Origin of the sequence: Microbacterium enclense, from assembly GCA_038182865.1 — a bacterium.
Taxonomy (GTDB): domain Bacteria; phylum Actinomycetota; class Actinomycetes; order Actinomycetales; family Microbacteriaceae; genus Microbacterium; species Microbacterium enclense_B.
Window position 1 is genome coordinate 3,675,511 of the sequence record CP116226.1, and the last position, 24,315, is coordinate 3,699,825.

Below are 24,315 nucleotides of genomic sequence, written 5' to 3' on the forward strand. Positions count from 1 at the left end.
TCTCACGTGAGTGAGCGGCGCGTGGCACGTGTGCAGCTCGAGTCGCCCGTCCCTCAGCTGGACCGCCTGTTCGATTACGCCGTTCCGCACCCGCTCGTGGCCGACATCGCCCCGGGGGTGCGGGTCAAGGTGCCGCTGCGCTCCGCCGGACGGATGATGGACGCGTTCGTCGTCGACGTCGTGGCCGACGACGGCACCGAGCGGCCGCTGTCGTCCGTCGAAGCCGTCGTGTCGCCGATGCCGGTACTGCCCGAGCGGCTCTATACCCTCGCCCGTCGCGTGGCCGATCGCGCCGCCGGTTCGGTCAGCGACGTGCTGCGGCTCGCCGTGCCCAAGCGCATGGTCCGGGCCGAGAAGGCGTGGGCTGCGGCCCCGGCGCCCGGGCCCCCCGAGGTGGTTCCGGCAGCGCGGGAACGCTCTGCAGCCCTCCTCGCGACTTACCCCGGCCTCGGCGAGGCGATCGACGGCGGCGAGCGCCTCGCCGTCGATGCGCCCCCGCATCCACACGCTGAGCTTCCGCGTGGAGCCTGGGCCGATCTCCTCGCCGCCGCCGCCGTGCACACCCTCGCGCGAGGCAAGAGCGCGGTGCTCGTCGTGCCCGACTACCGCGACCAGGCGCAGCTGCTCGCCGCTCTGGCCGAACTCGTCACGGCGGATGCCGTCGTGCGCGACGACGCCGACCAGTCCGGCCCTGCCCGCTATGCGCAGTATCTGCGCACCCTCGCTCCCGTGCCGTGCATCGTCGTCGGTCGGCGCTCCGGCGTGTACGCGCCCGCACACGACACGGGCCTCGTCGCGATCTGGGACGACGGAGACTCCCTCCTGTCCGAGCCGCTCGCACCGGGGGTGCACGCGCGCGACGCGGCGCTCGTGCGGCAGGAGCTCGAGGGCTCCGCCCTCATCTTCGCCGGGCACACGCGCACCACCGACGTCCAGAGGTTGGTCGACGTGGGCTACGTGCGAGAGGTCGTGCAGGCGCGCCGCCCCAGCCCCCGCGTGGTGCTCAGCGCGACACGCGAGGGCGAGCAGCGGCAGTCGCGCGTCCCCTCGTCGGCATTCGCGGCGGCGAGAGAGGCGTTGCAGCACGGCCCCGTGCTCGTGCAGGTCGCTCGTCCCGGGTACGCTCCGTCGCTCGTGTGTGCAGACTGCCGTCGGCCTGCCCGGTGTCAGCACTGCGCGGGACCACTCCGCGCCGCCCGTCCCGGCGCGACCCCGGTGTGCGCCTGGTGCGGTCGAAGTGCGCACGCCTGGGCGTGCGGACACTGCGGCTCGACCAAGCTGAGAATGGCCTCGTCGGGGAGCGAGCGGACCGCCGACGAGCTCGGCCGCGCGTTCCCTCATACGCGGGTGATCGTCGCCGACGGCGCCCATCCGGTGGCGGAGGTCGATGGCCACCCCGCCCTCGTGATCGCCACCCGCGGGGCAGAGCCCCTCGCCCGCGGCGGCTACCGGGCGGTGATCCTCCTCGACGGTGACCGCATGCTGCAGAGTGAGGCGCTGCGCATCGGTGAGAGCTGTCTGCGCTGGTGGTCGAACGCCGCCGCCCTGGCCGCGCCGGGTGCGCCCGTGCACCTCGTGGGCGTCGCCGGCCCGGTCGCCCGCGCGCTCGCGACGTGGACGCAGCCCGCGTATGCCCGCGCCGAGCTCGCCGACCGTGTGCCCCTGCGCATGCCTCCCGCCGTCCGTGTGGCGAGCGTCGACGGACACGCTCGAAGCGTCGACACCCTCCTGGCGTCGCTGCGCGAGACGATGCCCGATCTCGACCCGCTCGCCGTCCTCGGTCCGGTCGACACGTCGGAGACCCCCGATGTCAGCACCTCGCGCGCCCTCGTGCGTTTCGACTACGCGCACGGCAAGGCCGTCGCTGAGGCCCTGCGCGCCGGGCTCATCGCCGACGCCCTCCGCGCGCGCAAGCCGAGGAAAGACCGCGGCCCCCAGCCGCGCAGTACCCTCAGAGTTCGTCTCGACATCCCCGAGCCCGACCTCTGAGCGGCGCCTGCCCCGTCCGCCCACCCGTCTGAGGAGAACCATGCGCCTCGTCTTCGCCGGCACTCCCGCCGTCGCCGTCCCCTCGCTCCGCGCCCTGGCATCCGGGCCCCACGAGATCGCCGCCGTCATCACCCGCGGCGACGCCCCACTCGGACGCAAGCGCGTGCTCACCCCGTCGCCGGTCGCCCAGGCAGCCGAAGAACTCGGTCTCGCGGTCCTCAAGGCAGACCGTCTGGATGCCGAGGTGACCACCCGCATCGCTGACCTGGAGCCTGAACTCGGCGTCATCGTGGCGTACGGCGGCCTGGTTCGCGAGCCCCTGCTGTCCGCCCCGGCCCACGGCTGGATCAACCTGCACTTCTCCCTCCTGCCGCGCTGGCGCGGCGCCGCCCCCGTCCAACGCGCGCTCATCGCGGGCGACGCCGTGACGGGCGCGAGTGTGTTCCAGCTCGTGGCAGAACTCGACGCGGGAGACGTCTTCGCCGAGGAACGGTATGACGTACCGGCGGGTGCGACCTCCGCCGAGGTGCTCGACGACCTCGCCGGCATCGGCGGCCCCCTGCTGGCTCGCGTCGTCGACGGCATCGCCGATGGCACCGCGGTGGCGACCCCCCAGAGCGGAGAGCCCACCCTGGCCCCCAAACTCTCGTTGCCGGACGGTGCCCTCGACTTCACCCAGGACGCCGAGACCCTCCTCCACCGCATCGCCGGTGTCACGCCCGAACCGGGTGCGCATACGACCCTCGACGGCGCCCGGTTCAAAGTGCTGCGCGCGGCCCCCGCAGACGCGCCAGCGCTGCCGCCGGGCCGGGTCGCGGCATCCGGCAAAGAGGTGATCGTCGGCACCGGAACCACCCCGCTCCGCCTCGACACCGTCCAGCCCGCGGGCAAGGGTGCGATGGCGGCGGGCGACTGGTTCCGCGGCCTGCGCACGAGCCAGCCGGTGCTGGGCGCATGAGCGTGCAGGGAGCCCGCGCCGCCGCCTACGACGTTCTCCGCGCCGTGTCGGGCGACGAGGCCTATGCGAACCTCCTCCTGCCGCACGCGATCGTGCGCGCGAAACTGGATGCCAAAGACGCCGGCCTCGCGACGGAGCTGACCTACGGCACCCTCCGGCGGCGCGGGACCTACGATGCGATCATCGCCTTGGCCGCGGATCGCTCCGTCGACCGCATCGACCCAGCCGTGTTGGACGCTCTGCGTCTGGGCGTGCATCAGCTCCTGTCGACGCGGGTGGCCTCCCACGCGGCCGTCAACGAGTCAGTGGAACTTGCACGCCGCCACGGCGGGGGAAAGGGCGCCGCGGGATTCGCGAACGCGGTGCTGCGCCGGGTGTCGCGCGACACCCCGGGCGACTGGATGGACCGCATCGCCGCCGCCGCGCGCAGCGACGACGAACGTATCGGCCTCACCACCTCGCACCCCGTGTGGATCGTGCGCGCTCTGCGACGCGCGCTGACGGCCGAAGGGCGCGCCGACGAACTCGAAGAGCTTCTCGAAGCCGACAACGTGGCACCGCGTGTGGCGATGGTGGCCCTGCCGGGTCTCGCCGAGGTTCCCGAGGACGCCACGCCGACGCGCTTCGCGCCGACCGCGTTCACCGCACGCGGGGGAGACCCCGAAGGGCTCATCCGCGCGTCCGACGGCCGGCTGCGCGTGCAGGACGAGGGCTCGCAGCTCGCTGCCCTCGCCCTCAGTCGCGCGGTACCGGTCCGCGCGGGAGAGCGCTGGCTCGACCTGTGCGCCGGTCCCGGCGGTAAGACGGCGTTGCTCGCCGCGGAGGCTCTCGCGCACGGCGCGACGCTCGACGCCAACGAGATCGCACCGGCCCGTGCCGGGCTCGTGCGCCAGGCCGTGGCATCCGTCCCGCTCGACGTCGAGGTGAGCGAGGAGGACGGGCGCGACCGCGCCGCGCGGACGCCGGGGGAGTACGACCGCATTCTCGTCGACGCGCCGTGCACGGGGATCGGTGCGCTGCGGCGTCGGCCGGAGGCGCGGTGGCGCAAGACGCCGGCCGATGTCCCCGACCTCACGGCGCTGCAGCAGGAACTCGTGCTCGCGGCGTTCGACGCGCTCGCGCCGGGCGGTGTCGTGGCCTACGTCACGTGTTCGCCGCACCTGGCCGAAACCTCGGGAGTGCTCGCCGAGGTCAAGCGGGCCTTGGGAGACGCCGTGGAAGAGCTCGACGCGCGCGCCGCGGTGCGCTCCGTCGCGGTCAGCGACATCGACCTGCCCGATCAGGCCGACGGGTCCCTCCGCGCGCAGCTGTGGCCGCACCGTCACGGCACCGACGCCATGTCGATCGCTCTGCTGCGCAAGCGCTGACCGTTCCGTCCGCGCCGGTCGGTGGAGTTCGTCGCCGCGCGCGACGGCGGGGCCGACCCGCCGACCCATAATGGTCGGGTGCCTACCGACGCCCCGCGCATCAACCCGAGCATCCTCGCCGCCGACTTCGTGAACATGGAGGCCGAGCTCGCGCGCATCGCGGGCGCCGACTTCGTGCACGTCGACGTGATGGACAACCACTTCGTGCCCAACCTCACCTTCGGTCCGCAGATGGTCGCGCGCATCCAGGAGACGAGCCCGGTGCCGCTCGACGTGCACCTCATGATCGACGACCCCGACCGCTGGGCTCCGGCCTACGCCGAGCTCGGGGCGGCATCCGTCACCTTCCACCTCGAGGCCGCGGCCTCACCGGTCGCGCTCGCACGGCGACTGCGCGCCATCGGGGCGCGTGCCGGGGTCGCCGTGAAGCCCGACACCCCGGTCGAGAACCTCTTCGACTCGTTGAACGAGTTCGATCAGATCCTCGTCATGACCGTCGAGCCCGGGTTCGGCGGCCAGTCGTTCATGCCCGAGACGATGCCGAAGCTCCGTGCCCTGGCCGACGAAGCCAGACGCCGCGGGTCGAGTGTGTGGCTGCAGGTCGACGGCGGCATCGGCGAGTCCACGATCGGCCAGGCCGCCGAGGCCGGGGCCGACACGTTCGTCGCCGGCTCCGCCGTGTTCGGCGCCGACGACCCCGACCGCGCGATCCAGTCGCTCCGCTCCACGGCATCGCGCCACCGCCACTGAGCTGCGCGCGCTCGCCGAACCCGCCGCGCCCGCCGAAATCCACGCATAAACGCGATCCACGCGCATAAACGCGCTCTCCTCGCGTTTATGGGCGCGAGAAGCGTTTATGCGTGCAAAGCCCCGCGTGTCGCCCCACCGCCGCCGAGCCTCACGGCGGGCAGCCCGCCCCGCGTCCCCTACCCCCGTGACAGCCCCACCCGCACCACCCGCGCGGCAGTCCCACCCGCACCACCCCCGCGACAGCCCCACCCCCGCCGACCCGATACCCTGGAGGGGTGAAGACCTTCGACGACCTGTTCGCGGAACTCAGCGCCAAGGCCGTCGAGCGACCCGAGGGGTCCGGCACCGTCGCGCAGCTCGATGCGGGCGTGCACGCCATCGGCAAGAAGATCGTCGAAGAGGCCGCCGAGGTGTGGATGGCCGCCGAGTACGAGTCCGACGCCGCGGCCGCCGAGGAGATCTCGCAGCTGCTCTACCACCTGCAGACGCTCATGCTCGCGAAGGGCCTGACGCTCGAAGACGTTTACCGACATCTCTGAGCCGCACTCTCCACCCCCAGCTCCCTTCAACACGAAAGCCCCCGTCATGCTGCGCATCGCCGTGCCGAACAAGGGGTCGCTCGCCGAGACCGCCGCCGAGATGCTCTCGGAGGCCGGATACACCGGACGACGCGACTCGAAAGACCTGTACACCGTCGACCCTGTCAACGAGGTCGAGTTCTTCTATCTCCGTCCCCGCGACATCGCGACCTACGTCGGCTCCGGCGCGCTCGATGTGGGGATCACCGGGCGTGACCTGCTCCTGGATGCTCGGATGCCCGGCGCCCGTGAGGTCGAGTCGCTCGGCTTCGCCGGTTCCACGTTCCGCTTCGCCGGGCGCCCCGGCCGCTTCACCGACGTTCAGGACCTGCAGGGGCTCCGCGTCGCCACCGCCTATCCGGGTCTGGTCGATGCGTTCCTCGACGAGCGTGGCATCGCCGTCGACATCGTGCCGCTGGACGGCGCGGTCGAATCCGCTGTGCAGCTCGGAGTCGCGGATGCCGTCGCCGACGTCGTCTCGACCGGTACGACGCTGCGCCAGGCGGGGCTCGAGATCTTCGGTCCCGTCCTCCTCGAAAGCGACGCCGTCCTGATCTCGGGTCCGAACGAGGTCGACGGCACCGAGACGCTGCTGCGGCGCCTGCGCGGCGTCCTGGCGGCGAGGAAGTACGTGCTCGTCGACTACGACCTGCCCGCGAACCTCGTCGACCGGGCGATCGCCGTCGCCCCGGGCCTCGAGTCCCCGACGATCTCGCCGCTGCGCGACCCCGAGTGGGTGGCCGTGCGCATCATGAGCCCGCGCCGCGACGTCAACCGCGTCATGGACGAGCTGTACGCGATCGGCGCGCGAGCGATCCTCGTCACCGAGATCCTCGCCGCGAGGCTCTGATGACCCTCGCGCGTCGCGTCATCCCGTGCCTCGACGTCGCTGCGGGCCGCGTCGTGAAGGGCGTCAACTTCCTCGACCTGCGCGACATGGGCGACCCGGTCGAGCTCGCGAAGCTGTACTTCGACCAGGGCGCCGATGAGGTCACCTTCCTCGACGTCACCGCGACGGTCGACGAGCGCTCGACGACGTACGACGTCGTCCGCCGCACGGCCGAGCAGGTCTTCATCCCCCTCACCGTGGGCGGGGGAGTGCGCTCGAGCGACGACGTCGCACGCCTGCTCGCGGTCGGTGCCGACAAGATCGGCGTCAACTCCGCCGCGATCGCCCGTCCGGCGCTGATCGACGAGATCGCCGACCGCTTCGGCGCGCAGGTCGTCGTGCTCTCGCTCGACGTCAAGCGCGCGGCATCCACGCCCTCGGGCTTCGTCGTGACCACGCACGGCGGCCGCACCGAGACGACGCTCGACGCGCTCGAGTGGGCGCGCGAAGCCGTGGAGCGTGGAGCCGGTGAGCTGTTGGTCAACTCGATCGACGCCGACGGCACCAAGCAGGGCTTCGACCTCGAGCTCGTCCGTCTGATGCGCCAGGTCGCCGCGGTGCCGGTCATCGCCTCCGGCGGCGCGGGCGCCCTTGAGCACTTCGCTCCGGCGATCCAAGCAGGTGCCGACGCGGTGCTCGCGGCATCCGTCTTCCACTCCGGTCAGCTGACCGTGGGACAGGTGAAGGACGCCCTGGCCGCCGAAGGGATCGAGGTGCGCCGATGAGCGTCGACCGTGTGAAGTACGACGATCGTGGACTCGTGACCGCGGTCATCCAGCAGTTCGACTCGCGCGAGGTGCTCATGGTGGGGTGGATGGATGCCGAGGCCCTGAACCGCACGCTTACGAGCGGCCGCGTGACCTTCTGGTCGCGCTCGCGCCAGGAGTACTGGCGCAAGGGCGACACCTCGGGGCACATCCAGCTCGTCAAGGGCGCGCGCCTGGACTGCGACGGCGACACGCTGCTCATCGAGGTCGACCAGATCGGCGCCGCGTGCCACACCGGCGACCACACGTGCTTCGACGCCGACGACCTGCACCCGGTCGTGGGGGAGCGCTGATGCGACGCCCCCGCTCACTGGCGGTCGTCGCGATGCTCCTCGCCGGGGCGATCGGCGTGATCGGCTCGACACAGACGTGGATCGACGTCACCCTCAACGACGGTGCGCAGCAGACGCTCGCCGTGCCCGGCTCCGACGCGCTCCCCGTGCTCACCCCGCTGAGCCTGGCCGCGCTGGCCCTCGGTGCCGCGCTGTCGATCGCCGGTCCCGTGGTGCGTTACGTCTTCGGCGCCCTCGGCCTCGCGATCGCGGCCCTCATCGGCTTCGGGAGCGCGCAGATCATCTTCGCCGCGCCCGTATCGGCGACTGCCGCGACAGTGACCGAGGCGACCGGGATCTCAGGAGTGGATGCCGTCGGCGATCTCGTCTCGAGCCTCTCACTGACCCCGTGGCCCGCGATCACGCTGCTCGCCCAGGTCGTGCTCGCCGCAGCCGCCGTGTTCACCCTGGTGACCGCGCGACGCTGGGGGTCGAGCGCGGGTCGGAAGTACCGCACGACGGCCGACGCCGCCGGCGACGCCTCCCGTCCGCATGACGCGATCGATTCGTGGGACGACCTGTCGCGCGGCGACGACCCGACGGCCTGAGGCTTCACCCGTCTGGGCCCCGCGTTCGTGCGCACAGTCGCGCGCCGCGAGCCGTGGTGCCGCGAGTCGTCCTGCGGAGTTCACGGCCGACAGACCGGTCCACCGCCCCGGCACACGGCGTGTGCGCGGTGATCTCCGTATGACGGCACGGCCGACGTCGAGGACATCGTCGCGACGTCGAGGCATCCGCGCCAGCCCCGCCCTCGCGCTTCGATAGACTGACCTGACGCTTTCCCCTGCGCCCGCGCGCAACTGTAAGGAGCCCCATGAGCAACCCCATCGGTGACCCCGGCCACGGACACTCGCCCGCCGCCTGGACGGCCGTGATCATCATGCTGCTCGCGTTCACGCTCGGAACGCTGTTCTTCTGGCTCGACATGCCCGTGCTCGTGTGGGCGTCGGTGGGTCTGCTCGTCGTCGGGGCGATCGTCGGCTGGGCCATGAGCAAGGCCGGTTACGGCGCCAACGGCGACAAGTACCAGTCGAAGGCTCACTGATCGTGCTGGCCGATCTCACGGCCGGAGCGGTAGAAGACGCCGAGAAGCGCGCGCAGACGCGGCCGCTCGCCGAGGTCGAGCGCGATGCCCTCGCGCAGACGCCCGCGCGCGACGCTCTGGCGATGCTGGCGCCCGCCGATCGGGTGAAGATCATCGCCGAGGTCAAGCGCGCGAGCCCCTCGCGCGGCGATCTCGCCGCCATCCCCGACCCCGCGCGGCAGGCTCGCCTGTACGAAGAGGGAGGGGCGTCCGCGATCTCGGTGCTGACCGAGGGCCGGAAGTTCAAGGGCAGTCTCGCCGACCTCGAAGCCGTGCGTGCGGCGGTCAGCGTGCCCGTGCTGCGCAAGGATTTCATCGCGACGCCGTACCAGGTGCTGGAGGCCCGCGCCTCGGGTGCCGATCTCGTCCTGCTGATCGTCGCCGCGCTCGACCAGAAGACCCTGACCGAGCTCTACGGGCTCGTCACCGACCTGGGAATGACGGCCCTCGTCGAGACGCACTCGGCGGACGAGCTCGAGCGCGCCTCGCAGCTGGGCGCGAAGCTCATCGGCGTCAACGCCCGCAACCTCTCGACCTTCGAGCTCGACCGCGACCTGTTCGGCTCACTCGTGGACCGGTTCCCGACCGACGCCATCAAGATCGCCGAATCGGCCGTGCTCGCCCCCGCGGACGTCGCCCACTACCGTGCTGCCGGCGCGGACGTCGTGCTCGTCGGCGAAGCCCTCGTCACCGGCGACCCCGTCGCCACGCTCCGCGCGTTCCTCCAGGAGACGTCATGACCACCCCGAGCACCGAGACCACGAGCCTGCGCGATCAGAAGGGGCCGTTCTTCGGCGACTTCGGCGGCCGGTACATGCCCGAATCGCTCATCGCGGCCATCGACGAGCTCACCGGCGTCTACGAGTCCGCGATGGCCGACCCCGCCTTCCACGCCGAGCTGACCGCGCTGCTGCGCGACTACGCCGGCCGGCCCTCGGCCCTCACGGAGGTGCCGCGATTCGCCGCTCACGCCGGGGGCGCCCGCGTCTTCCTCAAGCGCGAAGACCTCAACCACACGGGCTCGCACAAGATCAACAACGTCCTCGGCCAGGCCCTGCTCACCAAGCGCCTCGGCAAGACCCGTGTGATCGCCGAGACGGGCGCCGGCCAGCACGGCGTGGCCACAGCGACCGCCGCGGCCCTCTTCGGACTGGACTGCGTCGTGTACATGGGCGAGGTCGACACCGAGCGCCAGGCGCTCAATGTCGCCCGCATGCGCCTGCTCGGCGCAGAGGTCGTCCCGGTCACCACCGGATCGCGCACGCTGAAGGACGCCATCAACGAGGCATACCGCGACTGGGTCGCCTCGGTCGAGACGACCAACTACATCTTCGGCACGGCCGCCGGCCCCCACCCGTTCCCGGCGATGGTCCGCGACTTCCAGAAGATCATCGGCGAGGAGACGCGCGCCGAGTTCCTCGAGCGTCTCGGACGCCTCCCCGACGCCGTCTTCGCGTGCGTGGGCGGCGGGTCGAACGCGATCGGCATGTTCGACGCGTTCCTCGACGACGAGGGTGTCGCGCTCTACGGCGTCGAGGCGGCAGGCGACGGCGTCGACACCCCCCAGCACGCGGCCTCCATCGAGCGTGGCCGCCCCGGAGTCCTCCACGGCGCGCGGACCTACGTCCTGCAGGACGAAGACGGCCAGACCACCGAGTCGCACTCGATCTCGGCCGGTCTCGACTACCCGGGTGTCGGGCCCGAGCACGCGTGGCTCGCCGACATCGGTCGCGCGCAGTACATCCCGGCGACCGACGACGAGGCCATGCAGGCCCTGCGTCTGCTGTCTCGCGCGGAAGGGATCATCCCGGCGATCGAGTCCGCCCATGCTCTGGCCGGGGCGCTGCGCATCGGTCGGGAGCTGGGCCCGGATGCCGTCATCGCGGTGAACCTGTCGGGCCGCGGCGACAAGGACATGGACACCGCCGCCCGCTACTTCGATCTCTACGACGCCGAGCACGCTCCCGCGGAGCCCGGCGCCGCCCAGACGGAGGCGGCGGCCGCCGTCGCGTCGGCGGACGGCTCACCGGTCGACGTGACGCCGGCTCCGGATGCCGCCAGCGGCGCGGGGGTCGAACTGTGACCTCTCGCGTCTCCGCCGCGATCGACGCGGCGCACGCCGAGGGCCGAGGAGCGTTCGTCGGGTACCTGCCCGCCGGGTTCCCCGACGTGGCCACCAGCATCGAGGCCGTCGTCGCCCTGGCGGAAGCCGGGGCCGACGTCATCGAGCTCGGACCTCCCTATAGCGATCCGGTCATGGACGGCCTGATCATCCAGGAGGCCACCCAGACGGCTCTCGCCAACGGTTTCCGCATGCGTGACCTGTTCACGATCATCCGCGAGGTGACCGCGCGCACCGACGTCCCCGTCCTCGTGATGACGTACTGGAACCTCGTCGAGCAGTACGGCGTCGACCGGTACGCCGACGAACTCGTGGCCGCCGGGGGAGCGGGGCTGATCACGCCCGACATCACCCCGGACGCCGCATCGGCGTGGATCGCGACGAGCGAACGCACCGGCCTCGACCGGATCTTCCTCGCGGCCCCGACCTCCACCGACGAGCGGCTCGACATGATCGTCCGCGCATCGACCGGCTTCGTCTACACCGTGTCCACGATGGGCATCACGGGGAAGCGCGCGCAACTGGATGCCGCAGCCCGGGGACTCGTGGAGCGCTTGCGCGCGCACGGCGCCGAGCACGCGTGCGTGGGAATCGGCATCTCGAACGCCGAGCAGGTGGCCGGTGTCGTCGAATACGCCGACGGCGCGATCGTGGGCACCGCCCTGGTCAAGGCACTGCGCGACGGGGGCGTCGAGGGACTGTCCACGCTCGCGCGGGAGCTGTCCGCGGGCACGGCGCAGCGCGCCTAGACTCTTTCGCATGACGTTCGCCCTCTCGAGCGCCGCCTCCGGCGTGCTCGCCAGCATCCCGAGCCCGACGATCTCCTACGTCGATCTCGGTCCGCTCCGCATCCACTTCTACGCTTTGTGCATCGTGGCGGGCATCGTCGTCGCCATCCTCCTCACGAACGCGCGCCTGACGCGTCGCGGTGCGGAGAAGTGGGTCGTCATCGACATCTGCCTGCTGGCGGTGCCGCTGGCCATCGTGGTCGCGCGGATCTACCACGTGGCCACGCACGCCGGTTTCTATTTCGGCCCCGGATCCAACCCGTGGAACATCACCCAGCCCGGCTCGGTGTGGGCCATCTGGGAGGGCGGCATCGCGATCTACGGCGCGCTCATCGGCGGTGCGATCGGAGCGATCCTCGGCTGCAAGTGGACCGGCATCCGATTCTGGACCTTCGCCGACGCGCTGGCTCCGGGTCTCATCATCGCCCAGGCCATGGGTCGATTCGGAAACTGGTTCAACCAGGAGCTCTTCGGTCAGCCGACCGACCTGCCATGGGGCCTCGAGATCGCTCCGGGCAACCCCGCGATCCCGGTCGGACTGCCGGCGGGAACCCTCTTCCACCCCACGTTCCTGTACGAGGTGATCTGGAACCTGCTGGGTGCGGCCGTCATCCTCTGGGTCGGCAAGCGCTTCGCCCTGCAGTGGGGCAAGCAGTTCGCCATCTACCTCGTGTGGTACTCCGCCGGGCGTATCGTCTGGGAGTCGATCCGCGTCGACCCGAGCGACATCATCCTGGGCCTCCGCACGAACGTGTGGGCCGCGATCCTCGGGGTCGTGCTCGGCATCGTCATCTTCGTCGTCCAGTCGCGCCGCCACCACGGCCTCGAGCCCTCGCCGTACGTGCCGGGACGCGAGTCCACGGCTCCGGGGGCTGTAGACTCAACCGACCCCTCTGACTTCGTCGACGTGAGCGAGCCGCCCGCGACGAGCGACACCGTCGGCACCAGCGCCACAAGCAGCCCCGCCACGAACTAACATCTGGGCCGACGTCGTCCCATCCGAAGCATCAACGTGAGGACGGTTGATATGGCTTCCAGCCTGCGTTCCGACACCGTCGGAGGCACGTTCCCGGCCCGACAGGGAATGTACGACCCGTCGTTCGAGAAAGACGCCTGTGGCCTCGCCATGGTCGCGACTCTCCGCGGCGAAGCCGGTCACGACATCGTCGACCTGGCGCTGACAGCGCTGCGCAACCTCGAGCACCGCGGGGCCATCGGCTCCGACGCCGGTACCGGTGACGGCGCCGGCATCCTGACGCAGATGCCGGATGCCTTCCTCCGCGAGGTCGTCGACTTCGACCTCCCCACGGTGGGGGAGTACGCGGCGGGAATGGTGTTCCTTCCGCTGGGCCATGACGAGCGCACCGCCATGAAGACGGGCATCGAGGAGATCGCACGTCACGAGAACCTCGAGGTCCTCGGCTGGCGCGAAGTACCGACCGAGCCCGACAACCTGGGCAAGCTCGCCTTCGAGGCGCGTCCTGCCTTCGAGCAGCTGTTCGTCTCGCGCCCCGCTGCCGGCGACCAGCCGGCGCTGTCAGGCATCGCGCTCGACCGCCGGGTCTACCGGCTCCGCAAGCGCGCCCGCCACGAGCTCGACGCCTACTTCGTGTCGCTGTCGAGCCGCACGCTCGGCTACAAGGGCATGGTCACCACGCTCCAGCTCGAGCCGTTCTACCCCGACCTGCAGGACGAGCGCTTCGCCTCCGAACTCGCCGTCGTGCACTCGCGCTACTCGACCAACACGTTCCCGTCGTGGCCCCTCGCGCAGCCGCTGCGCATGCTCGCACACAACGGCGAGATCAACACGGTCAAGGGCAACCGCAACTGGATGCGCGCGCGCCAGTCCCAGCTCGAGTCCGAGCTGATCGGCGACGTCCGTCCGCTGCTCCCCATCTGCACCGAGGGGGCGAGCGACTCGGCATCCTTCGACGAGGTGCTCGAGCTCCTCACCCTGACGGGGCGCAGCCTCCCGCACGCGATCATGATGATGGTCCCCGAGGCGTACGAGAAGCAGGCGACGATCGACCCGGATCTCCGCGCCTTCTACGACTACCACTCCATGCAGATGGAGCCCTGGGACGGCCCCGCCGCGCTCATCTTCACCGACGGGACGCTCGTCGGCGCCACCCTCGACCGCAACGGCCTGCGCCCCGGCCGCTGGACCGAGACCACCGACGGACTCGTCGTGATCGGCTCGGAGACCGGCGTGCTCGACTTCGCGCCCGAGCGCATCAAGCGCCGCGGGCGCCTCCAGCCCGGTCGCATGTTCCTCGTCGACACGGCGGAGCGCCGGATCGTCGAAGACGAAGAGATCAAGGCGAGCCTCGCCGCCCTCGAGCCGTGGCAGGAATGGGTGGACGCTGGTCGCGTCAAGCTCAGCGAACTGCCGGAGCGCGAGCACATCGTGCACCCGATCGCCTCGATCACGCGCCGCCAGCGCACCTTCGGCTACACCGAAGAAGAGGTGCGTCTCCTGCTGACCCCGATGGGTCAGGGTGGGGCCGAGCCCCTGGGAGCGATGGGCAGTGACGCTCCCGTCGCGGTGCTCAGCGACCGTCCTCGCCTGCTGTTCGACTACTTCTCGCAGCAGTTCGCGCAGGTGACGAACCCGCCGCTGGACTCGATCCGCGAAGAGGTCGTGACCTCGCTGTCGCTCGGCCTCGGACCCGAGCGGAACCTCCTCGACTGGGGTCCCGAGCACACGCGCACCGTGACCCTCGACTTCCCCGTGATCGACAACGACGAGCTGGCGAAGATCCAGCACATCGACACCGCGCTGCGGGGTCGGTCGTCGGTGACCATCCGCGGGCTCTACCGCGTCGAGGCCGGACACAAGGGCATGCAGAAGCGCATCGCCCAAATGTGCTCCGAGGTCGACCAGGCCATCGAAGACGGCGCCGAGTTCATCGTGCTCAGCGACCGCGACTCCAACAAAGACCTCGCGCCGATCCCGTCGCTGCTCATGCTCGCCGCGGTGCACCACCACCTCATCCGCAACGAGACCCGCATGAAGGTCGGTCTCGTCGTCGAGGCCGGCGACGTCCGCGAGGTCCACCACGTGGCCACGCTCATCGGCTACGGCGCGTCGGCGGTCAACCCGTACCTCGCGATGGAGACCGTCGAGTACCTCGTGCGCGCGGGCTTCATCACCGGGATCACGCCCGAGAAGGCCGTCAAGAACCTGATCTACGCGCTCGGCAAGGGTGTGCTGAAGATCATGTCCAAGATGGGCATCTCGACCGTCTCGTCGTACGCGGGGGCGCAGGTCTTCGAGGCCGTCGGCCTGTCGCGGGAGTTCGTCGAGGCCTACTTCACCGGGACCGAGTCGAAGCTCGGCGGCGTCGGCCTCGACGTCATCGCCGCCGAGAACGCCGCGCGCCACGAGTACGCGTACCCCGAGGACGCGGCCGCCCGGGCACACGAGCGCCTGTGGACCGGTGGCGAGTACCAGTGGCGCCGAGACGGTGCCCCGCACCTCTTCAACCCCGACACGGTGTTCCGCCTGCAGCACGCCACGCGCGAGCGGCGCTACGACATCTTCCGCGAGTACACGCAGCTCATCGACGACCAGGCGCACGAGCTCAAGACCCTCCGCGGTCTGTTCGGCCTGCGTACGGGCGTGCGCCCGCCGGTGCCGATCGACGAGGTCGAGCCGGTGTCGGCGATCGTCAAGCGCTTCTCGACCGGAGCGATGAGCTACGGCTCGATCTCCAAAGAGGCCCACGAGGTGCTGGCCGTCGCGATGAACCAGATCGGCGGCAAGTCGAACACCGGAGAGGGCGGAGAAGACGTCGACCGTCTCCTCGACCCGACCCGTCGCAGCGCCATCAAGCAGGTGGCATCCGGACGATTCGGCGTGACGAGCCTGTACCTCACCGAGGCCGACGACATCCAGATCAAGCTCGCCCAGGGCGCCAAGCCGGGTGAGGGCGGTCAGCTGCCGCCGACGAAGGTGTACCCCTGGGTGGCACGCACGCGGCACGCGACCGCGGGCGTGGGCCTGATCTCGCCGCCGCCGCACCACGACATCTACTCGATCGAAGACCTCAAGCAGCTGATCTTCGATCTCAAGCGCGCCAACCCCAAGGCCCGTATCCACACCAAGCTCGTCAGCCAGTCGGGCATCGGCGCGGTCGCGGCCGGTGTCGCCAAGGCACTGAGCGACGTCATCCTCGTCTCCGGGCAGGACGGCGGGACGGGTGCGAGCCCGATGAACTCCCTCAAGCACGCGGGAACACCCTGGGAGCTGGGCCTCGCCGAGACGCAGCAGACGCTCATGCTCAACGGCATGCGCGACCGCGTCGTCGTGCAGGTCGACGGGCAGATGAAGACCGGCCGCGACGTCGTCATCGGTGCGCTGCTGGGCGCTGAGGAGTTCGGTTTCGCCACCGCCCCGCTGGTGGTCTCGGGCTGCATCATGATGCGCGTCTGCCACCTGGACACCTGCCCGGTGGGGGTCGCGACGCAGAACCCCGTGCTGCGCTCGCGCTTCACCGGCAAGGCCGAGTACATCGTGAACTTCATGGAGTTCATCGCCCAGGAGGTGCGCGAGTACCTCGCCGCCCTCGGCTACCGCTCGATCGATGAGATCGTGGGCCACACCGAGCTCCTCGACGTCAATGGCGCGATCGAGCACTGGAAGGCCCGGGGTCTGAACCTCGCGCCGATCCTCGAGGGTCCCCGTTTCGCCGACGACGAGCCCCGCCGTCACGGCCGCAACCAGGACCACGAGCTCGACGAGCACTTCGACGTGCAGCTCATCGAGCGCGCGCAGGACGTCATCGCGCGCGGCGGGCAGATCACGATCGACCTGCCCATCCGCAACACTGCCCGCGCAGTGGGGACGATGCTCGGCCACCACGTCACCAAAGCCCACGGCGAGCATGGCCTGCCCGAGGGCTCGATCGACGTGCGTCTGACGGGGTCGGCCGGACAGTCGTTCGGTGCGTTCATGCCCGCCGGCATCACGCTGCGCCTCGAGGGAGACTCGAACGACTACGTGGGCAAGGGTCTGTCGGGCGGCACGATCGTCGTCCGGCCGCCGCGCGGATCGACGTTCGCGGCATCCGAGAACGTCATCGCCGGAAACGTCATCGGCTACGGCGCCACCCAGGGACAGATGTTCCTCAACGGTGTCGTGGGCGAGCGGTTCCTCGTGCGCAACTCGGGAGCGACCGCGGTCGTCGAGGGCGTGGGCGATCATGCGCTCGAGTACATGACCGGCGGCCTCGCCGTGATCCTCGGACAGACCGGCCGCAACCTCGGGGCAGGGATGTCGGGCGGTCAGGCCTACGTCTACGATCTCGACCGCGACCTGGTGAACCGTGAGGCACTGGCATCCGGCGAGCTCGTTCTCGGCCCCCTCGGTTCGGGGGATGCCGAGATCCTCCGCGACCTGCTCGAGAAGCACGTCGCGGAGACCGACTCCACCTTGGCCCGTCGTCTCGCCGACGACTTCGAGACCGAGGTGCACAATTTCGTCCGGGTCCTGCCGCGCGACTACGCCGCGGTCCTGCAGACCCGCCAGGACGCCGTCGCCGAGGGGCTCGACCCCGACGGCGACGTCGTCTGGACACGCATCCTGGAGGTGACGGGTGGCTGACCCGAAGGGCTTTCTGAAAGTCACGGAGCGCGAGCTCCCGAAGCGTCGACCGGTGCCCGTGCGCATCATGGACTGGAAAGAGGTCTATGAGCCGGGCGATTCGGCCGTCATCCGTCGCCAGGCCGGGCGCTGCATGGACTGCGGCATCCCGTTCTGCCACAAGGGCTGCCCGCTCGGGAACCTGATCCCCGAGTGGAACGACCTCACGTGGCGGGGCGAGGGGCGCTCGGCGATCGAGCGTCTGCACGCGACCAACAACTTCCCCGAGTTCACGGGCCGCCTCTGCCCGGCGCCGTGCGAGAGCTCCTGCGTGCTGGGGATCAACCAGCCCGCGGTGACCATCAAGCAGGTCGAGGTCTCGATCATCGACGAGGCGTTCTCGAACGGCTGGGTCGAGCCCGAGCCGCCGGAGCGTCTGACGGGCAAGACCGTCGCCGTCGTCGGCTCCGGACCCGCGGGCCTCGCGGCGGCGCAGCAGCTCACGCGCGCCGGTCACACGGTCGCGGTGTACGAGCGCGACGACCGCATCGGTGGACTCCTGCGGTACGGCATTCCCGACTTCAAGATGGAGAAGCGTCACCTCGAACTGCGCCTGCGCCAGATGCAGGCCGAGGGCACGCGCTTCCGCGCCGGCGTCGAGATCGGCACCGACATCTCGTGGAGCGATCTGCGCGCGCGCTACGACGCCGTCGTGATCGCCACCGGGTCGACGGTGCCGCGAGACCTCCCCATCCCCGGCCGCGACCTCGACGGTGTCCACTTCGCCATGGAGTACCTCATCGAGGGCAACAAGGCCGTCGCCGGTGACCAGATCCCGCAGCAGATCACGGTCGAGGGCAAGCACGTCGTCGTCATCGGCGGTGGCGACACCGGCGCCGACTGCATCGGGACCGCGCATCGCCAGGGCGCGCTGAGCGTGACCAACCTCGCGATCGGCAAGCAGCCCCCGTCGGAGCGTCCGGCCGAGCAGCCGTGGCCGATGATGCCGAACCTCTTCGAGATGGCCTCTGCCCACGAAGAGGGCGGGGAGCGCACGTTCCTCGCCTCGACGGTGGAGTTCCTCGGCAACGCGGCGGGCGAGGTGCGCGCCCTGCGCGTCGCCGAGACCGAGTACGTCGACGGACGTCGTGTGCCCAAGAGCGGGACCGAGCGCGAGATCCCCGCCGACCTCGTGCTGATCGCGATGGGCTTCACCGGTGCCGAGAGCGAGCACCTGGGCGATCAGCTCGGCACGCGGTTCACCTCCCGCGGCAACGTCGAGCGCGACGCGACCTACGCCACGTCGACGCCGGGGGTGTTCGTCGCCGGTGACGCCGGTCGCGGCCAGTCCCTCATCGTGTGGGCCATCGCCGAGGGCCGCGCGGCCGCCGCCGAGGTCGACACGTTCCTCATGGGCGAGACGGTGCTCCCCGCGCCGGTGCGCCCGACCGATGTCGCCATCGGCCTGCTGCCCGCCTAAGCTGGCAAGGGCCGATCCGGCCACTTCCCGAATCCTCACGGAGCTTGAAAACGGATGAGACGCGCCAAGATCGTCGCAACACTCGGGCCCGCCACGTCGTCGTATGAGATGGTTCGCGCCATCATCGACGCCGGGGTGGACGTCGCCCGCCTCAACCTGAGCCACGGAGACTACTCCGTGCACGACGCCAACTTCGCCAACGTGCGCAAGGCGGCAGAGGACGCCGGTCGCCCCGTGGCGGCCCTCGTCGACCTGCAGGGTCCGAAGATCCGTCTCGGCAAGTTCGAGAACGGCCCCCACGAGCTGCTCCCCGGCGACATCTTCAAGATCACGATCGAAGACATCCTCGGCACCAAGGAGATCGTCGGCACGACCTTCAAGGGTCTGCCCCAGGACGTCCGCCCCGGCGACTACCTGCTGATCGACGACGGCAAAGTGCGCGTCCGTGTGGTCGAGACCGACGGCACCGTCGTCACGACCGAGGTCATCGTCGGCGGCCCGGTGTCGAACAACAAGGGCATCAACCTGCCCGGTGTCGCCGTCAACGTCCCCGCGCTGAGCGAGAAGGACGAAGCCGACCTGCGCTGGGGACTGAAAGCCGGCGCCGACCTGATCGCGCTGTCGTTCGTCCGCGACGCGAAAGACATCGAGCGCGTGCACGAGATCATGGCCGAGGAGGGGCGCTACGTGCCCGTCATCGCCAAGATCGAGAAGCCCCAGGCGGTCGACAACCTCGAAGAGATCATCGACGCGTTCGACGGCATCATGGTCGCCCGTGGCGACCTCGGCGTCGAGCTGCCGCTCGAGGCGGTTCCGATCGTGCAGAAGCGTGCCGTCGAGCTCGCCCGTCGCATGGCGAAGCCCGTCATCGTCGCGACGCAGATGCTCGAGTCCATGATCAGCAGCCCCGTTCCCACGCGCGCCGAGACCTCCGACGTCGCCAACGCCGTGCTCGACGGGGCGGACGCCGTCATGCTCTCGGGCGAGACGAGCGTCGGCGACTATCCGGTCGTGGTCGTCGAGACAATGGCCCGCATCGTCGCCTCGACCGAGGAGCACGGCCTCGAGCGCATCGCGCCGCTGACGAACAAGCCGCGCACCCAGGGCGGGGCGATCACGCTTGCCGCCGTCGAGGTCGCCGACTTCGTCGAAGCGAAGTACCTCTGCGTGTTCACGGAGTCGGGTGACTCCGCGCGCCGCATGTCGCGTCTGCGGTCGACCATCCCGATGCTGGCGTTCACACCCGAGCCCGGCATCCGTCGTCGCCTCGCGCTCACCTGGGGTGTGCGCTCGACGCTCGTGGAACACGTGCCTCACACCGACAAGATGTTCCTCCAGGTCGACGACTACCTGCTCAGCAACGACCTCGCGAAGGTCGGCGACAAGGTCGTGGTCATCTCCGGTTCCCCTCCCGGAATCGCGGGCTCGACCAACGACCTGCGCGTGCACCGCGTGGGTGACGCCGTGCACGGCGCGGCGCCCGGTTACCAGGACGTGTGATCGATCGGCGGCGCGCTCCGGGCCCACCGGTGCGCGCCGCCGTGTTCGCTCCCGGTAAGTTGGGAACGCGACATTTGCCGGTGTGGCGGAATGGCAGACGCGGGGCACTCAAAATGCTCTGTCGAAAGACGTGTGGGTTCGAGTCCCACCACCGGTACGGCACACGGGTCGGCTCCTTCGGAGTCGGCCCGGTATCGTTTACCCCCTATCGCATCGAGCCCCGCGCGGGCGATGCGCCCTCCCAGTCCTAGGATGGTCACGTGACTGATCAAGAAGCCGCTCCGGCCTCCGCGCCCGCCGCCCCCCGCCGCGTCGTCGTGGCGGAAGACGAGTCGCTCATCCGTCTCGACATCGTCGAGATCCTCCGCGACAACGGCTACGACGTCGTCGGTGAGGCCGGCGACGGTGAGACCGCCGTCCAGCTGGCGACCGAGCTGCGTCCCGACCTCGTCATCATGGACGTGAAGATGCCGCAGCTCGACGGCATCAGCGCGGCCGAGAAGCTGAGCAAGAACCACATCGCCCCCGTCGTGCTGCTGACGGCGTTCAGCCAGAAAGAGCTCGTCGAGCGCGCCAGCGAGGCCGGGGCCCTGGCCTACGTCGTCAAGCCCTTCACGCCGAACGACCTCCTGCCCGCGATCGAGATCGCCCTGGCGCGCTACGAGCAGATCATCACGCTCGAGGCCGAGGTCGCCGACATGGTCGAGCGCTTCGAGACCCGCAAGCTCGTCGACCGGGCCAAGGGTCTGCTCAACGAGAAGATGGGGCTGAGCGAGCCCGAGGCATTCCGCTGGATCCAGAAGGCGTCGATGGACCGTCGCCTCACCATGCAGGATGTCGCGAAAGCGATCATCGAGCAGTTGGCCCCCAAGAAGGGCTGACGCGACCTCTTCGAAGAATGGATGCCACCGAGGTGGCATCCATTTTTCGTTCGCGGTGAGGGGTTCGGCGCGCGGCTCAGTCTTGCGGCGCGTCCTTGATCATGTTGGTGATGCGGATGGTCGAGCAGCGGCGCCCCTGCTCGTCGGAGACCGCGATCTCGTGCACGGTGAGCGAGCGCCCCAGGTGTATGGGCGTGCAGACACCCGTGACGACGCCGGAGGTCGCCGAGCGCGTGTGCGTCGCGTTGATGTCGATCCCGACGGCAAGCCTGCCGGGGCCGGCGTGGAGGTTCGCGGCCATCGACCCGAGTGACTCTCCGAGCACGACGTAGGCGCCACCGTGAAGAAGCCCGACCGGCTGTGTGTTGCCCTCCACGGGCATGGTCGCCACGCACCGCTCGATGGTGAACTCCACCCACTCGAGACCCATCTTCTCGGCGAGAGCGCCCATTCCGCGCTGCTTCGCCCAGTCGAGGCCGGACAGGTGGTCGGGAGTCGTGGAGGTCATCATCGCCTTCGTCGAGCCGGGGCCGGGGGAGTGTCCGTGGTCCTCGTTAGGCTGGAGGGGTGACGGATGCCGAAAAGCCTACTCTCCTCGTCGTCGACGGCCATTCGCTGGCCTACCGGGCGTTCTACGCCCTGCCCGTCGACAACTTCTCGACGAAGGACGGCCAGCACACCAACGGCATCTACGGCTTCTTGTCGATGTTCGTGAACCTCGTGAAGGCGGAGAAGCCGACACACCTCGCGGTCGCGTTCGACACCTCGCGTCAGTCCTTCCGCACGCGCGAGTACGCCGAGTACAAGGCCAACCGCAGCGAGTCGCCCGCCGAGTTCAAGGGTCAGATCCCGCTCCTGCAGGAGTGCCTACGCGCCATGGGCGTCCCGGTGCTGACGAAGGAGGACTTCGAGGCCGACGACATCCTGGCCACCCTCGCCACCCAGGGCGAGGCTCAGGGGTTCGACGTGCTCGTGTGCTCGGGCGATCGCGACACGATCCAGCTGGTCACCGAGGATGTGACGCTGCTGTACCCCAACGTGCAGGGCGTGTCGCAGCTGAAGCGCTACGACACGGCGGCCGTGATCGACAAGTACGGGCTGCCGCCCGAGCAGTATCCGGATATCGCAGCCCTCGTCGGCGAGACGAGCGACAACCTGCCCGGCGTGCCCAAGGTCGGCGAGAAGACGGCGGTGAAGTGGCTCACGCAGTGGGGCTCGCTCGACGCCCTGCTCGAGAACGCCGACAAGGTGACCGGCGTGGTCGGCAACAACCTGCGCGAGCACCTCGACGGCGTCAAGCGCAACCGCGCGCTCAACCGCCTCCTCCGCGACGTCGAGCTGCCCGTGGGGCCCGCAGACCTCGCCGTGCAACCGCTCGACGGCCAGGCCGTGCGCGACATCTTCGCCCGGCTGGAGTTCCGCACCCTGCTGCCACGCGTGTTCGACGCGCTCGGCGGCGATGCGGGCGACGCCGCCGAAGAGGCACGCCCCACGGCCACGGCACCCACGCCGGTGGTGCTCGACGCCGACACCCTTGCCGCATGGACGACGGAATCGCCCGACGCCGTCGGCCTGACCCTCGTGCTCTCGAACGGAGCCCCCGTCCAGATCGGCCTCGCGCGAGCCGATGCGGCGGCCGAAGCCCTGTGGACGCCCGAGGTGCGCGACGGGCTCGCCGCGTGGCTGGCATCCGACGCTCCGAAGGTCATGGCCGACGCCAAGCCTCAGATCAAGGCACTCGCAAAGGAGGGGATCGCGCTCGGCGGCATCTCGTCCGACGTGATCCTGGCCGGCTGGCTGGTGCGCCCGAGCTTCCCCGACAAGACGCTCGGAGACCTCGTGCAGCGGTACCTCGACGAGAAGCTGCCCGAGGCCGATCCCACCCAGCTCGTCCCCGAGACCGAGGGCGCCACTCCCGGGCAGCTCGCGTGGTTCATCCGTCGGGTGGCTGAGGCGCAGCGCGCCGATCTTCCGGAACGCGTGGCCGGGGTGCTCGACGACATCGAACTGCCCACGCTCACCGCGCTGGCCGACATGGAGCTCGCCGGTGTGGCCGTGTCGCACGAGAAGCTCGCGACGTTCTCGGCAGAGCTCGGAGCCCGCGCCGATGCCCTCGCGCGCGACGCGTATGCGGCGATCGGGCACGAGGTGAACCTCGGTTCGCCCAAGCAGCTGCAGGAGGTGCTCTTCGACGAGCTGCAGCTGCCCAAGACACGCAAAACCAAGAGCGGGTACACGACGGATGCCGCGGCCCTCGCCGACCTGCAGGAGAGCGCGCCTCACCCCTTCCTCGATCTGCTGCTGAAGCACCGCGAAGCGACGAAGCTCAAGCAGATCATCGATGCCCTCGACACGGCGACCGGTCCGGACGGACGCATCCACACGACCTACGTGCAGACCGGCAGCCAGACGGGGCGTCTGTCGAGCACGGATCCGAACCTGCAGAACATCCCGATCCGCACCGAGGAGAGCCGACGCATCCGCGCCGCGTTCGAGGTGGGCGAGGGCTACGAGACCCTGCTGACCGCCGACTACTCGCAGATCGAGATGCGCATCATGGCGCACCTCTCCGGCGACCCGGGACTGATCGAGGCGTTCAACTCGGGGGAGGACCTCCACCGCTTCGTCGGTGCGCGCGTCTTCGGCGTCGAGCCGTCCGAAGTCACGCCGGCGATGCGGACGAAGGTCAAGGCGATGTCGTACGGCCTGGTCTACGGGCTCTCGGCGTTCGGTCTGTCGAAGCAGTTGCGCATCGAACAGTCCGAGGCCAAGAAGCTCATGCTCGAGTACTTCGCCCGCTTCGGCGCGGTGCGCGACTATCTGCGTGGCTCGGTCGAGCAGGCGCGTCAAGACGGGTACACCGAGACGATCTTCGGCCGCCGCCGCCCGTTCCCCGACCTCACGAGCATGAACCGCGTGCTCCGCGAGAACGCCGAGCGCGCGGCCCTCAACGCCCCCATCCAGGGCAGTGCCGCCGACATCATGAAGGTCGCACTGTTCCGCATCCGCGACGAACTGGCATCCGCGGGCCTGCGCTCGCGCGTGCTGCTGCAGATCCACGACGAGCTCGTCGTCGAGATCGCCGCGGGCGAGTGGGATGCCGTGGAGAGGATCGTCCGCGCGCGGATGGCCGACGCGGCGGAGCTCTCCGTTCCGCTCGACGTGCAGATCGGGCGCGGAGGCGACTGGGACGAAGCGGGGCACTGAGGGCCACGGTCCGTCCATGCGGGCCACGGGCGCAGGGGC

At 70.1% G+C, this 24,315-nt stretch carries 20 protein-coding genes and 1 tRNA gene; 20 read left to right on the top strand and 1 reads right to left on the bottom strand.

Annotation, left to right across the window (positions count from 1 at the left end):
* Positions 1 to 6: 6 nt before the first annotated feature.
* From PIR02_17465 to PIR02_17555, 19 genes are all read left to right on the top strand, one after another.
* Positions 7 to 1,989, top strand: a complete 1,983-nt coding sequence (locus PIR02_17465) for a primosomal protein N' (protein ID WZH36520.1) — start codon at positions 7 to 9, stop codon at positions 1,987 to 1,989.
* 40 nt (positions 1,990 to 2,029) lie between these two features.
* Positions 2,030 to 2,947: a methionyl-tRNA formyltransferase gene (gene fmt, locus PIR02_17470; protein WZH36521.1), complete on the top strand. Its 918-nt coding sequence runs from the start codon at positions 2,030 to 2,032 to the stop codon at positions 2,945 to 2,947.
* A complete protein-coding gene (locus tag PIR02_17475; GenBank protein ID WZH36522.1) occupies positions 2,944 to 4,314 on the top strand; it encodes a transcription antitermination factor NusB in 1,371 nt (456 codons plus the stop codon). The genes fmt and PIR02_17475 overlap by 4 nt, the downstream gene beginning before the upstream one ends.
* Before the next feature lie 78 nt (positions 4,315 to 4,392).
* Positions 4,393 to 5,064, top strand: coding sequence for a ribulose-phosphate 3-epimerase (gene rpe, locus PIR02_17480; GenBank protein WZH36523.1), 672 nt, complete (start codon positions 4,393 to 4,395; stop codon positions 5,062 to 5,064).
* Between the two features lie 275 nt (positions 5,065 to 5,339).
* Positions 5,340 to 5,603, top strand: coding sequence for a phosphoribosyl-ATP diphosphatase (locus tag PIR02_17485; GenBank protein WZH36524.1), 264 nt, complete (start codon positions 5,340 to 5,342; stop codon positions 5,601 to 5,603).
* Between the two features lie 46 nt (positions 5,604 to 5,649).
* Positions 5,650 to 6,492 carry an ATP phosphoribosyltransferase gene (gene hisG, locus PIR02_17490; protein WZH36525.1) on the top strand — a complete coding sequence of 281 codons (843 nt, stop codon included), beginning with the start codon at positions 5,650 to 5,652 and terminating at the stop codon, positions 6,490 to 6,492.
* Positions 6,492 to 7,256: an imidazole glycerol phosphate synthase subunit HisF gene (gene hisF / locus PIR02_17495; GenBank protein WZH36526.1), complete on the top strand. Its 765-nt coding sequence runs from the start codon at positions 6,492 to 6,494 to the stop codon at positions 7,254 to 7,256. Before hisG ends, hisF begins: the two co-directional genes overlap by 1 nt.
* Complete coding sequence (gene hisI / locus PIR02_17500; GenBank protein ID WZH36527.1) at positions 7,253 to 7,591, top strand: phosphoribosyl-AMP cyclohydrolase; 339 nt, start codon at positions 7,253 to 7,255, stop codon at positions 7,589 to 7,591. Before hisF ends, hisI begins: the two co-directional genes overlap by 4 nt.
* A complete protein-coding gene (locus tag PIR02_17505) occupies positions 7,591 to 8,178 on the top strand; it encodes a Trp biosynthesis-associated membrane protein (protein WZH36528.1) in 588 nt (195 codons plus the stop codon). The genes hisI and PIR02_17505 overlap by 1 nt, the downstream gene beginning before the upstream one ends.
* A 266-nt stretch (positions 8,179 to 8,444) precedes the next feature.
* Positions 8,445 to 8,675 carry a hypothetical protein gene (locus PIR02_17510; GenBank protein WZH36529.1) on the top strand — a complete coding sequence of 77 codons (231 nt, stop codon included), beginning with the start codon at positions 8,445 to 8,447 and terminating at the stop codon, positions 8,673 to 8,675.
* Between the two features lie 2 nt (positions 8,676 to 8,677).
* Positions 8,678 to 9,454, top strand: coding sequence for an indole-3-glycerol phosphate synthase TrpC (trpC, locus tag PIR02_17515; protein ID WZH36530.1), 777 nt, complete (start codon positions 8,678 to 8,680; stop codon positions 9,452 to 9,454).
* Complete coding sequence (gene trpB, locus PIR02_17520; GenBank protein WZH36531.1) at positions 9,451 to 10,797, top strand: tryptophan synthase subunit beta; 1,347 nt, start codon at positions 9,451 to 9,453, stop codon at positions 10,795 to 10,797. The genes trpC and trpB overlap by 4 nt, the downstream gene beginning before the upstream one ends.
* Positions 10,794 to 11,585, top strand: coding sequence for a tryptophan synthase subunit alpha (gene trpA, locus PIR02_17525; protein ID WZH36532.1), 792 nt, complete (start codon positions 10,794 to 10,796; stop codon positions 11,583 to 11,585). Before trpB ends, trpA begins: the two co-directional genes overlap by 4 nt.
* Before the next feature lie 10 nt (positions 11,586 to 11,595).
* A complete protein-coding gene (lgt, locus tag PIR02_17530; GenBank protein ID WZH36533.1) occupies positions 11,596 to 12,600 on the top strand; it encodes a prolipoprotein diacylglyceryl transferase in 1,005 nt (334 codons plus the stop codon).
* Positions 12,601 to 12,651: 51 nt separating this feature from the next.
* Positions 12,652 to 17,229 (top strand): glutamate synthase large subunit, encoded by a 4,578-nt coding sequence (gene gltB / locus PIR02_17535; protein WZH36534.1) that lies wholly within the window; start codon positions 12,652 to 12,654, stop codon positions 17,227 to 17,229.
* Complete coding sequence (locus PIR02_17540) at positions 17,222 to 18,688, top strand: glutamate synthase subunit beta (protein WZH36535.1); 1,467 nt, start codon at positions 17,222 to 17,224, stop codon at positions 18,686 to 18,688. The genes gltB and PIR02_17540 overlap by 8 nt, the downstream gene beginning before the upstream one ends.
* Before the next feature lie 54 nt (positions 18,689 to 18,742).
* Positions 18,743 to 20,188: a pyruvate kinase gene (gene pyk, locus PIR02_17545; protein WZH36536.1), complete on the top strand. Its 1,446-nt coding sequence runs from the start codon at positions 18,743 to 18,745 to the stop codon at positions 20,186 to 20,188.
* Positions 20,189 to 20,264: 76 nt separating this feature from the next.
* Positions 20,265 to 20,345 (top strand) — tRNA-Leu (locus PIR02_17550).
* A 103-nt stretch (positions 20,346 to 20,448) separates the two neighbouring features.
* Complete coding sequence (locus PIR02_17555) at positions 20,449 to 21,069, top strand: response regulator (protein WZH36537.1); 621 nt, start codon at positions 20,449 to 20,451, stop codon at positions 21,067 to 21,069.
* A gap of 76 nt (positions 21,070 to 21,145) precedes the next feature.
* On the opposite strand, the gene PIR02_17560 is transcribed toward PIR02_17555, so the two are convergent.
* Entirely contained in the window at positions 21,146 to 21,577 is a 432-nt protein-coding gene (locus PIR02_17560; GenBank protein WZH36538.1) for a hotdog fold thioesterase, read from the bottom strand.
* 59 nt (positions 21,578 to 21,636) lie between these two features.
* Here PIR02_17560 and polA point away from each other — a divergent pair, with 59 nt between their 5' ends.
* On the top strand, positions 21,637 to 24,276 hold the full coding sequence (polA, locus tag PIR02_17565; GenBank protein WZH36539.1) for a DNA polymerase I: 2,640 nt from the start codon (positions 21,637 to 21,639) through the stop codon (positions 24,274 to 24,276).
* The last annotated feature ends 39 nt before the right edge of the window (positions 24,277 to 24,315 follow it).

Excerpts from the sequence above, each read along its gene's own strand:
- hisI (WZH36527.1), top strand. The coding sequence starts at position 7,253 with ATGAGCGTCGACCGTGTGAAGTACGACGATCGTGGACTCGTGACCGCG.
- fmt (WZH36521.1), top strand. The coding sequence starts at position 2,030 with ATGCGCCTCGTCTTCGCCGGCACTCCCGCCGTCGCCGTCCCCTCGCTC.
- PIR02_17475 (WZH36522.1), top strand. The coding sequence starts at position 2,944 with ATGAGCGTGCAGGGAGCCCGCGCCGCCGCCTACGACGTTCTCCGCGCC.
- trpB (WZH36531.1), top strand. The coding sequence starts at position 9,451 with ATGACCACCCCGAGCACCGAGACCACGAGCCTGCGCGATCAGAAGGGG.
- hisG (WZH36525.1), top strand. The coding sequence starts at position 5,650 with ATGCTGCGCATCGCCGTGCCGAACAAGGGGTCGCTCGCCGAGACCGCC.
- pyk (WZH36536.1), top strand. The coding sequence starts at position 18,743 with ATGAGACGCGCCAAGATCGTCGCAACACTCGGGCCCGCCACGTCGTCG.
- hisF (WZH36526.1), top strand. The coding sequence starts at position 6,492 with ATGACCCTCGCGCGTCGCGTCATCCCGTGCCTCGACGTCGCTGCGGGC.
- PIR02_17510 (WZH36529.1), top strand. The coding sequence starts at position 8,445 with ATGAGCAACCCCATCGGTGACCCCGGCCACGGACACTCGCCCGCCGCC.
- lgt (WZH36533.1), top strand. The coding sequence starts at position 11,596 with ATGACGTTCGCCCTCTCGAGCGCCGCCTCCGGCGTGCTCGCCAGCATC.
- PIR02_17560 (WZH36538.1), bottom strand. The coding sequence starts at position 21,577 with ATGACCTCCACGACTCCCGACCACCTGTCCGGCCTCGACTGGGCGAAG.
- gltB (WZH36534.1), top strand. The coding sequence starts at position 12,652 with ATGGCTTCCAGCCTGCGTTCCGACACCGTCGGAGGCACGTTCCCGGCC.
- PIR02_17505 (WZH36528.1), top strand. The coding sequence starts at position 7,591 with ATGCGACGCCCCCGCTCACTGGCGGTCGTCGCGATGCTCCTCGCCGGG.